At 66.1% G+C, this 12,676-nt stretch carries 12 protein-coding genes; 10 read left to right on the top strand and 2 right to left on the bottom strand.

The genetic code is table 11. The features are described 5' to 3' along the window. The first annotated feature begins 16 nt into the window (after positions 1-16). The 4 genes from ACVILL_RS34530 to ACVILL_RS34515 all read left to right on the top strand — a co-directional run bounded on the left by ACVILL_RS34530 (position 17) and on the right by ACVILL_RS34515 (position 3,809). Positions 17-238: a hypothetical protein gene (locus ACVILL_RS34530; protein WP_139483136.1), complete on the top strand. Its 222-nt coding sequence runs from the start codon at positions 17-19 to the stop codon at positions 236-238. A gap of 606 nt (positions 239-844) precedes the next feature. Further along, positions 845-1,813 carry a Bug family tripartite tricarboxylate transporter substrate binding protein gene (locus ACVILL_RS34525; protein WP_456733128.1) on the top strand — a complete coding sequence of 323 codons (969 nt, stop codon included), beginning with the start codon at positions 845-847 and terminating at the stop codon, positions 1,811-1,813. Then, positions 1,810-2,310 carry a tripartite tricarboxylate transporter TctB family protein gene (locus tag ACVILL_RS34520; protein ID WP_456733127.1) on the top strand — a complete coding sequence of 167 codons (501 nt, stop codon included), beginning with the start codon at positions 1,810-1,812 and terminating at the stop codon, positions 2,308-2,310. Before ACVILL_RS34525 ends, ACVILL_RS34520 begins: the two co-directional genes overlap by 4 nt. Further along, entirely contained in the window at positions 2,310-3,809 is a 1,500-nt protein-coding gene (locus ACVILL_RS34515; protein ID WP_456733126.1) for a tripartite tricarboxylate transporter permease, read from the top strand. The genes ACVILL_RS34520 and ACVILL_RS34515 overlap by 1 nt, the downstream gene beginning before the upstream one ends. A 25-nt stretch (positions 3,810-3,834) precedes the next feature. Here the strand turns inward: ACVILL_RS34515 and plsY are convergent, their stop codons facing one another. After that, positions 3,835-4,503 (bottom strand): glycerol-3-phosphate 1-O-acyltransferase PlsY, encoded by a 669-nt coding sequence (gene plsY, locus ACVILL_RS34510; RefSeq protein WP_456733125.1) that lies wholly within the window; start codon positions 4,501-4,503, stop codon positions 3,835-3,837. 394 nt (positions 4,504-4,897) lie between these two features. After that, complete coding sequence (locus tag ACVILL_RS34505) at positions 4,898-7,174, bottom strand: TonB-dependent siderophore receptor (protein WP_456733124.1); 2,277 nt, start codon at positions 7,172-7,174, stop codon at positions 4,898-4,900. Positions 7,175-7,824: 650 nt separating this feature from the next. Between ACVILL_RS34505 and glyA the strand changes: the two genes are divergently transcribed. The 6 genes from glyA (at position 7,825) to nusB (ending at position 12,594) form a co-directional block, all read left to right on the top strand. After that, positions 7,825-9,126 (top strand): serine hydroxymethyltransferase, encoded by a 1,302-nt coding sequence (glyA, locus tag ACVILL_RS34500; protein WP_456733123.1) that lies wholly within the window; start codon positions 7,825-7,827, stop codon positions 9,124-9,126. A gap of 31 nt (positions 9,127-9,157) precedes the next feature. After that, positions 9,158-9,640 carry a transcriptional regulator NrdR gene (gene nrdR / locus ACVILL_RS34495; RefSeq protein ID WP_016844999.1) on the top strand — a complete coding sequence of 161 codons (483 nt, stop codon included), beginning with the start codon at positions 9,158-9,160 and terminating at the stop codon, positions 9,638-9,640. Further along, the gene (gene ribD, locus ACVILL_RS34490; RefSeq protein WP_456733122.1) at positions 9,637-10,782 is read left to right on the top strand and encodes a bifunctional diaminohydroxyphosphoribosylaminopyrimidine deaminase/5-amino-6-(5-phosphoribosylamino)uracil reductase RibD; all 1,146 of its coding nucleotides are present in this window, start codon (positions 9,637-9,639) and stop codon (positions 10,780-10,782) included. The genes nrdR and ribD overlap by 4 nt, the downstream gene beginning before the upstream one ends. Then, positions 10,782-11,390: a riboflavin synthase gene (locus ACVILL_RS34485; RefSeq protein ID WP_456733121.1), complete on the top strand. Its 609-nt coding sequence runs from the start codon at positions 10,782-10,784 to the stop codon at positions 11,388-11,390. The genes ribD and ACVILL_RS34485 overlap by 1 nt, the downstream gene beginning before the upstream one ends. Before the next feature lie 215 nt (positions 11,391-11,605). Then, positions 11,606-12,097: a 6,7-dimethyl-8-ribityllumazine synthase gene (ribH, locus tag ACVILL_RS34480; protein ID WP_456733120.1), complete on the top strand. Its 492-nt coding sequence runs from the start codon at positions 11,606-11,608 to the stop codon at positions 12,095-12,097. A 2-nt stretch (positions 12,098-12,099) separates the two neighbouring features. Continuing rightward, a complete protein-coding gene (nusB, locus tag ACVILL_RS34475) occupies positions 12,100-12,594 on the top strand; it encodes a transcription antitermination factor NusB (RefSeq protein WP_456733119.1) in 495 nt (164 codons plus the stop codon). Positions 12,595-12,676 lie beyond the last annotated feature (82 nt).

Here is a 12,676-nt window from a genome sequence, read left to right as displayed (position 1 = left end):
CAACCCGGAGACTTCAATGGAAGCCGCGATCGATCGCATCATGCAGACGTATGATCTGCTGCTCAACCGCACGGCCGCAGCTAGCGACGAAGCGCGCGCCAAGGTGACGGAATATGTGCGGACGCTGGTCGAGGCCGGCGAGACCGACACGCATCGGCTGACGGTGTGCGGGCTGACCTATCTGCGCCAGCTCGACGGCAGCACCGACCACGTGAAGGCCGGGTACACCGGGCTGTAGCGGTCCGCCGGGTTTCGCAGACTGTCTCCGCGTCATTGCGAGGAGCCATGGACTGCTTCGTGGAGCCTGTCATCGGGCGCGCATTCGCGCGACCCGTCGGCTCGCAATGACGCGTGGATCGCTCGGTTTACATGTCAAACAGCTCGTTCGGTGCGTACCACAAGACGTCTTGCAATGTTTGGGGGCGGTCGGAATAATGGTGCGCTTTTAAGCTGCAGTCAGGCACTGCAAAAGGCTCTCGGCTTCGCGTCGGGAGCCTTTCGCATTTGGACCGGCGTCACTCGGCCAGACGGAAATCTCGCGGCGTTAGCTTTGATGCCCGTCGCTCCGGCGGCTTGCTGGGCGGCTGACCCACGTCCCAAGGCGTACCGGTATCCGGATCAGAGCAAGTGAAAAACAGAAGGCGAGGTGCGGCGATTTGCAGCACGCGGTAGTTGCGCCGCCGGGCTTGCCGAAGGCTGTGGCGAATGGTCGCTAGGGACACGCAGACGCGAGACCGGCGAGCGATTCCTTTGATCCTGGGACCGCGCTTTCCGATTGGCGAAGCGACCACATGACCGGATGCGGCCAGCGATCGGCGGCGTCTGAAAATCCAGGAGGAAGCCCATGATCTCGTCCCACATGCGCCTGTTCGGCGCGGTCGTCGCGCTGTTGCTTGGGGCGAGTGGTCCGGCGCCGGCGCAGCAACTCGAGCTCAAGCTGATGGCGCCGGCGGCACCCGGCGGCGGCTGGGATCAGACCGCGCGTTCGATGCAGCAGGCGCTGGTCGCCGCCGGTGTTGCGCGCAGCGTCCAGGTCACCAACGTTCCTGGCGCCGGCGGCAGTGTCGGCATCGCGCAGTTCGTCAACGGCGCCAAGGGCGACGGCAACCAGATGATGGTCAACGGCTTCGTCATGGTCGGCGCGCTCGCCATGAACAAGTCGCCGGTGACGCTGGAGCAGGTGACGCCGATCGCGCGCCTGACGGAGGAGACTCAGGTCATCGTCGTGCCGGCGAGTTCGCCGCTCAAGACGGCGCAGGATCTTGCCGCCGCGGTCAAGGCCGATATCGCCAAGGTGACCTTTGCCGGCGGCTCGGCCGGCGGCGTCGACCACGTGATGGCGGCGCTGTTCGCGGGGACGGTCGGCGCCGATGCCAAGAAGATCAACTACATTCCGTTCTCGGGCGGCGGCGAGTCGCTCGCCGCCATTCTCGGCGGCAAGGTCACGGCCGGCATTTCCGGGCTCAGCGAATACGAGGGCCAGATCAAGGCCGGCAAGCTGCGCGCGCTCGGCGTCACCTCGGCGCAGCGTTTGCCCGGCGTCGATATCCCGACCTTCAAGGAGCAGGGCATCGATCTCGTGCTCGCCAATTGGCGCTCGGTGGTCGCACCTCCAGGCATCACGCCGGAGCAGCGCAAGGTGCTGAGCGATGCCGTCGAGAAGATGGTCAAGTCCGACGCCTGGAAGGAGATCCTGAAGCAGAAGGGCTGGGATGACGCCTATCTCGGCGGCGATGCGTTCGCGGATTTCCTGAAGAAGGAGATCACCCGCGTCACCGAGGTGCTGAAGTCCGTCGGTCTCGTGAAGTCATGACGCCGGACACGGCTTCGGAAAACCTTCCGCGCGAGCCGGTGCGGCGGGTCGACCGCGCCGGCGTCGTGATCGCGGCGGCGCTCGCCGTGCTCGCCGCGGTGCTGGTGTGGGACGCGAGCAAGCTGCCGTCCACCACGATGTACGGAATGGGCCCGGAGGCGATGCCGATCGTCATCGCGGTCGGCCTCGTCATTCTGGCGGTCGGCAACCTGATCGACGCGCTGCGCGGCAACCTGCCGCCGCGGGAGAGCATGGATCCGAAACCGGTGTGGCTGATCATCGGCGGCCTGGCGCTCCTGATCGCCATCATCGGCTTCGGCGGCGGCTTCATCCTCGCGACCTCGGCGCTGTTCGTCACCACGTCGGCCGCGTTCGGCCGCCGCGCCGTGCTGGCCGACACCGTCATCGCGCTTGTCATCACGACCCTGATCTACCTCGCGTTCGACAGACTGTTGACGCTGAGCCTTCCCGCCGGCCCGCTGGAGCGACTGCTGTGATGGATACGTTCGCCGCGCTGGCGCATGGCATGGCGGTCGCCATGCAGCCGATGAACCTGCTTTACGCCCTGATCGGCGTGTTCCTCGGTACCGCAGTCGGCGTGTTGCCGGGCATCGGTCCGGCGTTGACGGTCGCGCTGCTGCTGCCGGTGACCTACAAGCTCGATCCCGGCGGCTCGCTGATCATGTTCGCCGGCATCTATTATGGCGGCATGTATGGCGGCTCGACCACCGCGATCCTGATCAACACGCCGGGCGAGAGCGCGTCAATGGCGACCGCGCTCGAGGGCAACAAGATGGCCAAGGCCGGCCGCGGCGGCCCGGCGCTGGCGACCTCGGCGATCGGCTCGTTCGTGGCGGGCACCATCGCCACCATCGGCCTCGCATTCCTCGCGCCATGGCTGGTCGACGTCGCGGTGCGCTTTGGTCCCGAGGACTATTTCGCGCTGATGTGCGTCGCCTTCGTCACGGTGTCGGCCACTTTCGGCGACTCGCCGGTCCGCGGCCTCACGAGTCTCTTCATCGGCCTCACGCTCGGGCTGGTCGGCATCGACAAGCTCACCGGTCAGGCGCGGCTTGCGTTCGGCATCCCCGAACTGCTCGACGGCGTCGAGGTGACGACGCTCGCGGTCGGCCTCTTCGCGGTGGGCGAGGCGCTCTATGTCGCCTCGCGCCGCCATCATGCCGAGGAGAAGCTCGAGCCGGTGCGCGGCTCGCTGTGGATGACGCGGGAGGATTGGCGGCGCTCCTGGAAGCCGTGGCTGCGCGGCACGTTGTTCGGCTTTCCGATCGGTGCACTGCCGGCCGGCGGCGCCGAGATCCCGACCTTCCTGTCCTATTCCACCGAGCGGCGGCTGACCAAGCATCCGGAGGAGTTCGGCAAGGGCGCGATCGAGGGCGTCGCCGGACCCGAAGCCGCCAACAACGCCTCTGCCGCCGGCACGCTGGTGCCGCTGCTGACGCTCGGGCTGCCGACCTCGGCCACCGCGGCGATGATGCTAGCGGGCTTCCAGCAATACGGCCTGAATCCGGGGCCGCTGCTGTTCGCGGAGCGGCCGGATCTGGTGTGGGGCCTGATCGCGAGCCTGTTCATCGCCAACGGCATGCTGCTGGTGCTCAACCTGCCGCTGGTGGGCTTGTGGGTGAGGCTGCTCGCGATCCCGCAGCCCTGGCTCTATGCCGGCATCCTGGTGTTCGCGACCATGGGCACGATCGCGGCCAAGCCGTCGGTGGTCGAACTGTCGATGCTGGCGGCATTCGGCGTGATGGGCTTTCTGATGCGACGGTTCGATTTCCCGATCGCGCCCGTCGTGATCGGGCTGATCCTCGGGCCGATCGCCGAAAGCCAGTTGCGCCGCGCGCTGGCGATCAGCCTCGGCGATCCCATGGTGCTGCTGCAAAGCCCGATGTCGGCGACGTTGCTCGGCATCGCGCTGATCGCGCTATTGGCGCCGTTCGTGCTGAAGGGGCTTGGGCGGTTCAGCGCCAACGAGGACTAGGCGGCATAGTCAGGCACTAGCTTTGCTACGCCGCGTTCGATGCTTGCCCAAGGCGCGGCTCCGTCCCGGCCAGCAGCCGTTGAATGTTCGCGCGATGGCGCGCGATGACGTAGAAGCTGCCTGCAATGACCAGCAGCCGATAGGGCAACGGTTGTTCCGGGCCACAGACCAGCGCGGTCGCGGTGACCGCGGCCAGCATCGAACTGAGCGACACGATCCGGGAGATCGCCAGCACGACGCCAAATGCTAGGGCGGCGCCAAGGCCGACCGGCCAGGACATCGCCAGCAACACGCCAAGTCCCGTTGCCGCGGATTTGCCGCCCGTAAAGTTCAGCCAGATCGAACGGCTGTGCCCCAGCAGGGCGGCAAGTCCGGCCAGGCAGACAACCCAGGGCAGCGATGTCTGGAGATCAAGCGCTGCCGGTGGCGTGACCGACGGCAATGTCGCGAGCCAGGGATAGAACCAGCGGGCAAACGCGATCGCCGCCAAGCCTTTGAGCACATCGACCAGGAGGACGACCAGAGCAGGCCACTTCCCCAGGGTGCGCAACACGTTCGTTGCGCCGGTGGATTTGGAGCCATGCTGGCGGATGTCGATGCCTTTGAGCAGTTTGCCTGCCAGATAGCCCGCGGGCGTGGCGCCGAGGAGATACGCAACGGCCAATCCAACCAAACCTGCTATCCAGAAAATCATGCGCTTGCCCTCGATGCTCGAGTGTCGGGCAATCGTCGTTTCGAGTCTACCGCTCGGGCTGATTGATGTCGTGTCGTGGCATCGCCGCTGTTCGTGCCCGGGAACGGGCAGGGCGATCTATGTCGGTTGCGATATCGATGGTCCGCGAGGAGCAAATCGCGCGGCGACACGGCGCGCAACGGTTGCCGCGATGGCCTCTGCCTTGGAAAACCTCGGCACGTAAAAGGCCCGCTCCGGGGCTCGCATTTCGGAGCGGGCCAGTCTGGGCGCGGCAAAATGCTGCCGCGGCGCGAACCTAACGCGACATGCTGACACCACCCTTACGGCGGTCAAAAAAGAGAGGCGGCTGAACGCCGCCTCTCTCAACGGTATTTTCGCGAACCGGACAGTCAGCTCACCATTTGTAGGAGAGGCTTGCCGTGAAGCGGCGGCGATCGCCGTAGTAGCAGGAGGTGATCACCGCGCAGCTTGCGACGTAGATCTTGTCCGTGACGTTCACGACGTTGAGCGCCGCGCGCCAGTGGTTGTCCCACTCGTAGTGCAGAGCGAGATCGCCGAGCACGAAGGCGGGGACGCGCGCAGTGTTCGCCTGGTCTGCAAAGGACGAACCGACGTAGCGCACGCCGCCGCCGAGGCCGAAGCCGGCGAGCGGACCTTCGCGGAACGTGTAGTCGGTCCAGACCGAGGCGAAGTCGCGCGGCGTATTGGTCGGAACGGTGCCGATCAGCGCCGGATTGAGGTCCTTGCTGACGAACAGGTCGTAGTTGGTGTAGCTCGCCACCAGCTTGAAGTCGGGCGTGATGTTCGCGACCGCCTCGAGCTCGACGCCGCGCGAGGTGACCTCGCCGTTCTGGGTCTGGAACATCGGGTTGTTCGGATCGGTGGTCAGCGCATTCTTCCGCTTCAAGTCGAAATACGCGACGCTGAACCGTGCATTGAGCCCGACCGGCTCGTACTTCACGCCGACCTCGCTCTGTTCCGAGGTCTCCGGCAGCAGCAGCTGGCTCGCCGCATTGAGCCCGATGATCGGGTTGTAGCCGGTCATGTAGGAGACGTAGGGCGCAACGCCGTTGTCGAAATTGTAGATCGCGCCGACGCGGCCGGAGAACTGGCTGTCCTCGCGGCTCTGGTCGGGCCCCATCCGGTTCTGATTGACGAGATCGACCCAGTCCTGACGTCCGGACAGCACCACGGTCAGCCGGTCGAGCTTGACCTGGTCCTGCAGATAGAGCCCGGCCATGCCCTGGTTGAGATAGGCGTTCTGATACAGCGGACCGCTATAGGGCGAGTTGGTGCCGTAGACCGGATTGAGCAGGTTGAGATTGGTGCCCATGCCAAAGCCCTGGCGATCGTCGATGCCGTAATGCTTGAGATCGACGCCGAGCAGGGCGGTGTGCTGGAGGATGCCGGTGTTGAAGCGGTACTCGAGCTGGTTGTCGAGGTTGAACTGCAGCGCGTTGCCGCGGGCGTAGAAATTGCCGCGGGCGAGTTCGGCGGCGGCCGGCGTCGTCGCGTAGCCGAGGCCGTAGAGCCCGGTGTAGTACACGTCGACATGCGCGGCGCGCGCGTTCTGGCGGAAGTCGACGCTGTCGGTCAGACTCTTCTCGAACTTGTAGCCGACGGTTTCCTGCTCGCGGCGGAACTGGTCGGCACTGGGATCGCCGGTGAACAGGCTGGTCGAGATGCGGCCGAACGGCGCGTTGGTGACGGTGCCGACATAGGGCAGGAAGTTCTCCGCCCGCGTGTTGTTGTGCGCGGCGGTGGCGTACACGGTGACGCTGGTGTCGGCATCACGCCAGGTCACCGACGGGGCGAAGAAGAAATTGTTGTCGTAGGTGTAGTCGGTCTGGGTGCCGCCGCCCTGCGCCTGGCCGACGAAGCGGTACAGCACCTGTCCGTTGCCGGACTGCGGGACCACGCCGCCGATGTCGAACGCAGTGTAGCCGTTGCCGAAATTGTTGACGCCGGCCTCGATGTAGCGAATGGGCTCGGCCAACGGCAGCTTGCTCACCGCGTTGACGAGGCCGCCCGGCGCCGAGCCGCCATACAGGATGCTTGAGGGGCCGCGCAGCACCTCGACGCGCTCGAGGTTGAAGGGCTGCAGCTTCCAGCTGGCATAGGAGGTGTAGAACAGCTGCAGGCCGTCGAGGAACAGCGACTCGTTCTGTGCCGGGAAACCGCGGATCAGGAACCAGTCGTTGCGGAAGTCGGAGCCGTAGGTGCCGCCGATCACGCCCGGCGAGTAGCGCAGCACCTCGTCGAACTTGCTGACGATCTTCTGGTCGCGGATCTGCTCGGCGCCGATGACAGTCACCGATTGCGGGGTCTGGATGATCGGCGTGCTGGTCTTGGTGCCGCTGGAACTCAGCCGCGCCAGATAGCCGGTGACCGGACCGTCGGCGCGCTCGTGTCCGCCGCCGGCCCCTGCGGCCTGCTGTGCGGCCTGTGGCGGCGTGGCCACCGGGGCGGCCGTCGCGCGGCGGGAGGCACTGCGGGCGCGCGTCGCGGTCCGTTGCGAGGGCTGCTGCGATCGTGCCGTTTGCCGGTGCGGTGCATCGACCGTCACGGAGGGCAATTGCGTCTGCGCGAAGGCGTCTTCCGCACCAGCAACCGAGAGCACCACCAAGGCCGAAGCAGCAATCCGCTGCGGCCGATTCCATCCGTCCGACATTCAACGCCCCCAAAAGAGAAATTTCTTCGGCGTCGTTATCACGGTGATGTTCGTTGACAGCCCGCGCGCGATTAGAAGCTGTCGAAGCTGCGCGCTAAGCTCGCATGTGTGACCGCGAGACCACGGAGTACGTCGCGTTGTTGCACGCATCGCGTGAGAGTTTTGAATCGATCCAGTATTGAACGATTCAAAATTCGAACGATTCAAAATTCGTCTCGCGGATCATCGTCTCGTGACGCGATACATCACGATCGAGCGCGCCACGCGCGAGAGCCTCGCAGGCTGCGGTTCTGTTCTTGCGAAGTGAGCGGGGGACGAACGCCTCGATCTCCGGCCCGTGCGTGTGCAGTCCCCGGTCCGTGCGTGTGCGCGATCGGGCAGGGGGCCGTCTCGTTCCATCCGGCGGTCGCCCGTACCATGCCGCGCCGGACGGCTGGAACCCGGGCAACGGCGGCTGGACGGCAAGGGCCGGCCCCGGACCGCTGGCATTCCCGCCATCCCCACCATATCTGGCATAATTGACCGCCGGGGACCGCAACCGCTTGGCCATTTTGGGGTGATGTGATAACGCTCTGAAACCAGCTTCGACCGCCACTCGTGACCGTCCGCATCCTCAAGTAAGGGCTTGCGGCGGTGGAGATATTTCGCCGATGACCTCATCCTCCAAGACCGCTTCCGCGCCCGATTCCTTCTTCACGGCGACCCTCGCCGAGGCCGATCCCGAGATCGCCGCAGCGATCAAGGGCGAACTCGGCCGGCAGCGCCATGAGATCGAGCTGATCGCCTCGGAAAACATCGTCAGCCGCGCCGTGCTGGAGGCGCAGGGCTCGGTGATGACCAACAAATACGCGGAAGGTTATCCGGGCGCGCGCTACTACGGCGGTTGCGAGTGGGTCGACGTCGCGGAGAATCTCGCGATCGACCGCGCCAAGAAGCTGTTCGGCGCCGGCTTCGCCAACGTCCAGCCGAACTCCGGCAGCCAGATGAACCAGGCGGTGTTCCTGGCGCTGCTGCAGCCCGGCGACACCTTCATGGGCCTCGATCTCGCCGCCGGCGGTCATCTCACCCACGGCTCGCCGGTCAACATGTCCGGCAAGTGGTTCAAGGCCGCGCACTACACCGTGCGCCGCGAGGACCAGATCATCGACATGGACGAAGTCCAGAAGCAGGCCGAGCAGGTCAAGCCGAAGCTGATGATCGCCGGCGGCTCGGCCTATTCGCGCGCCTGGGACTTCAAGCGCTTCCGCGAGATCGCGGACTCGGTCGGCGCGTATCTCTTGGTCGACATGGCGCACTTCGCGGGCCTCGTCGCCGGCGGCGTGCATGCCTCGCCGGTGCCGCACGCCCATGTCACCACGACCACGACGCACAAGTCGCTACGCGGTCCGCGCGGCGGCCTGATCCTCACCAATGACGAGACGCTGGCCAAGAAGCTGAACTCGGCGATCTTCCCGGGCCTGCAGGGCGGCCCGCTGATGCATGTCATCGCGGCCAAGGCGGTGGCGTTCGGCGAAGCGCTGCGGCCGGACTTCAAGGTCTACGCCAGGAACGTGGTGGAGAACGCCAAGGCGCTGGCCGAGACGCTGCGCGGCCACGGGCTCGACATCGTCTCCGGCGGTACCGACAACCACCTGATGCTGGTCGACCTCCGGCCGAAGGGCCTGAAGGGCAACGTCTCGGAGAAGGCGCTGGTGCGCGCCGCCATCACCTGCAACAAGAACGGCATCCCGTTCGATCCTGAAAAGCCGTTCGTCACCTCGGGCCTGCGTCTCGGTACGCCGGCTGCGACCACGCGCGGCTTCGGCGTCGCCGAGTTCAAGCAGGTCGGCGGCATGATCGCGGAAGTGCTGAACGCGCTGGCGCAGTCGCCCGATGGCAAGGCGCCGCTGGTCGAGGCCGCGATCAAGGAGCGCGTCAAGGCGCTGACCGATCGCTTCCCGATCTACCAGTAACATACAGGGTCGCTGTCAGAGGTCCCGTCGGATGCGCTGCCCGAGCTGCAATTCTCTCGATACGCAGGTCAAGGACTCGCGTCCGACCGAGGACTCCGCGGTCATTCGCAGGCGGCGTGTGTGCATGGCCTGCAATTTCCGCTTCACCACGTTCGAGCGGGTGCAGCTGCGCGAGCTGACTGTCATCAAGCGCAACGGCCGCCGCGTGCCGTTCGACCGCGACAAGCTGGTGCGCTCGCTGCAGATCTCGCTGCGCAAGCGCCCGGTGGAGTCGGAGCGGGTGGAGAAGATGGTCTCCACCATCGTGCGCGAGCTCGAAAGCGGCGGCGAGGCCGAGGTCTCCTCGGAGGCGATCGGCGAGATCGTGATGGAGCATCTGCGCCAGCTCGACGACGTCGCCTATGTGCGCTTCGCCTCGGTCTATCGCAATTTCCGCGAGGCCAAGGACTTTGAGGCCGTGCTCGACGAGTTGACCGGCGAAGAGGATCCGCGGCTCGCAACGTTGCGAAAATGATCTTTCGCATTCTCGAAGACCAGTTCGCGCAGAAATCCAAAGAGGCCAAAGCCGCCGATCTGCGCTTCATGCAGCTTGCGCTGGCGCTTGGCCGGCGCGGGCTCGGGCGGACCTGGCCCAATCCGGCGGTCGGCGCGGTCATCGTCAAGGACGGCGTCATCGTCGGCCGCGGCTGGACGCAAGCAGGCGGCCGGCCGCATGCCGAGGTCGAGGCGCTCCGGCGCGCGGGCGACGCCGCGCGCGGGGCCACGCTCTATGTCACGCTCGAACCGTGCTCGCATTTCGGCCGCTCGCCGCCCTGTGCGGACGCCGTGGTCGCGGCCGGGCTGGCCCGCGTGGTTTCGGCGATCGAGGACCCCAATCCGGAAGTCGGCGGGAAGGGGCATGCCAAGCTGCGCGCCGCCGGCATCGCGGTCGATATCGGGCTGTGCCAGGCGGAGGCCGCGCGCGACCACGCCGGACACTTCCGCCGCATCCGCGACAAGCGCCCGCATGTGATCCTCAAGCTCGCGGTCTCCGCCGACGACAAGATCGCGGCCCACGGCAACAAGCCGGTTGCGATATCAGGCGAGGCCGCGCGGACCCGCGTCCACCTGCTGCGCGCGCAGTGCGACGCGATCCTGGTCGGCATCGGCACGGTCAAGGCCGACGATCCGCTCTTGACCTGCCGGTTGCCCGGCATGGCGGCGCGCTCGCCGGTCCGCGTGGTGCTTGACCGCGCGCTGCGGATCTCGGGCGACAGCCGCCTAGTGCATTCCGCGCGCGAGACGCCGCTCTGGGTGATGACCTCAGACATGGCCGAGGCGCCCGCCGCGGTGAAGCTCGGCGCGGCCGGCGCGCAGGTGATCCGCGTTGCCTCCGCGCCCGCGGGGCTCGAGTTGTCGGCCGTGCTGCATGCGCTGGCGGAGAAGGGGATCACGCGGCTTTTGGTCGAGGGCGGCGCGCGCGTGGCAAATTCTTTCGTGGCAGCCGGTCTGGTCGATGAAATCTGGCTGCTGCGCGGACCTGAGGCGATCGGTGCCGATGGCGTTCCCGCGCTGGACGCAATGCCGCTCGACGCAATCACGCAGTCGCCCGCCCTCGCCCTTCGTGCTAGCGAAACCCTCGGCAACGACAGTCTCAATATTTACGAGCGTGCGTAATGTTTACCGGAATTGTCACCGACATCGGTGAGATCGTAAGCCTGAAGCCTGTGGCGCAGGGGCAGTTGCACCGGATGCGGATCGCCTGCGACTACGACCAGACCACGATCGCCGACGGCGCCTCGATTGCCTGCAACGGCGTCTGCCTCACCGTGGTCGCCTCCGGCACCGCTGACGGCAAGACCTGGTTCGATGTCGATGCCGCGGCCGAGACGCTCGGCATGACCACCGCCAGGCACTGGGCGCAGGGCGGCCGGCTCAACCTCGAGCGTGCGCTGAAGATCGGCGACGAGCTCGGCGGTCACATCGTGGCCGGACATGCCGACGGCATCGCCACCATCGTCAAGCGCGACGACCTGCCCGACATGGCGTGGTTCGAGCTTAGAACCACCCGCGAACTGGCGCGCTTCATCGCGGCAAAGGGCTCGGTCACGCTGGACGGCGTGTCGCTGACCGTGAATACGGTCGACGACGTCACCTTTTCGGTGCTGATCATCCCGCACACGCTTCAAGTCACGACCCTGAGCGGCTGGAAGGCCGGCAGCGAGGTCAATATCGAGGTCGATCTGATGGCCCGCTACGCCGCGCGGCTGTCGGAGATGAAATGACGGCATAGCCGATACGCAGACGTCATTCCGGGCTGATGCGTCAGCATCAGACCCGGAATCTCGAGATTCCGGGTTCGATGCTGTCGCATCGCCCCGGAATGACAATATCTGACGCATTCGTGCTTGGAATACCGCATTGCGGCGACTAAAACACGCGCGTTGACAAATTACCTGGGCGTTGATTGTCAACATGCGGAACAACCGGATCGAACACAATGGCTGACGCGCGGCGCGCACCTCTGAAGGACCAGACCGACATATCAGGCGCACGCGTGCTGATCGTCGAGGCCCGGTTTTATGACGACATCCAGGATGCGCTGCTGGAAGGCGCGCTCGCCGAGCTGAGGACGGCCGGCACCAGCCACGACGTGATCACGGTGCCGGGCGCGCTGGAGATTCCGGCCGCGATCGCGATTGCGATCGATGCCGCGGCAGCGAACGGCAAGCCGTATGAGGCGGCGATCGCGCTCGGCTGCGTGGTGCGCGGCGACACCATCCATTTCGAGATCGTCTCGCAGGAGTCCTCGCGCGGATTGATGGATCTGGCGGTGAGCCGGAAATTCCCGCTCGGCAACGGCATCCTCACCGTCAACACCGAGGCGCAGGCCTGGGCGCGGGCGCGCGCCAGCGAGTTGAACAAGGGCGGCGACGCGGCGCGTGCGGCGATCGCGATGCTGCGGATCAAACGCCGTCTGGCAAAGGCCTGACCATGGCTGACAACAGCAAACCCGGCAAACCTGCTGACAGGAAAGCCAACCGGCGCGGCGCGGCTCGGCTCGCCGCCGTGCAGGCGCTTTACCAGATGGACATCGGCGGCGCCGGCATCAACGACATCTTCGCCGAGTTCGAGAGCCACTGGCTCGGCAACGAGGTCGAGGGCGACAAATATCTACCGGCGGAAGCGGCGTTTTTCCGCGACGTGGTCTCCGGCGTGGTGCGCGACCAGGCCAAGCTTGATCCCCTGATCGACGACGCCTTGTCGAAGGGCTGGCCGCTGAAGCGGATCGACGCGATCCTGCGCGCGGTGTTGCGAGCGGGCTCCTATGAGCTGGAGCACCGCAAGGACGTACCGGGCCGGGTGGTGGTGTCCGAATATGTCGACGTCGCGCATGCCTTTGTCGAAAAGGACGAGACCGGCATGGTCAATGCCGTGCTCGACCAGATCGCGCGCCAGTTCCGCGGCGACGAATTTGTGCGGAGCTGAATCGAGACATATGATCGTTTGACCGTCACCCTGAGGAGGCCGCGCAGCGGCCGTCTCGAAGGGCGACGGCCCGGCTGGGGCC

It is taken from the genome of Bradyrhizobium sp. USDA 3364 (genome assembly GCF_054056355.1).
The sequence above is the reverse complement of the archived record's forward strand: the minus strand, read 5'-3'. Positions and strand labels throughout refer to the sequence as shown.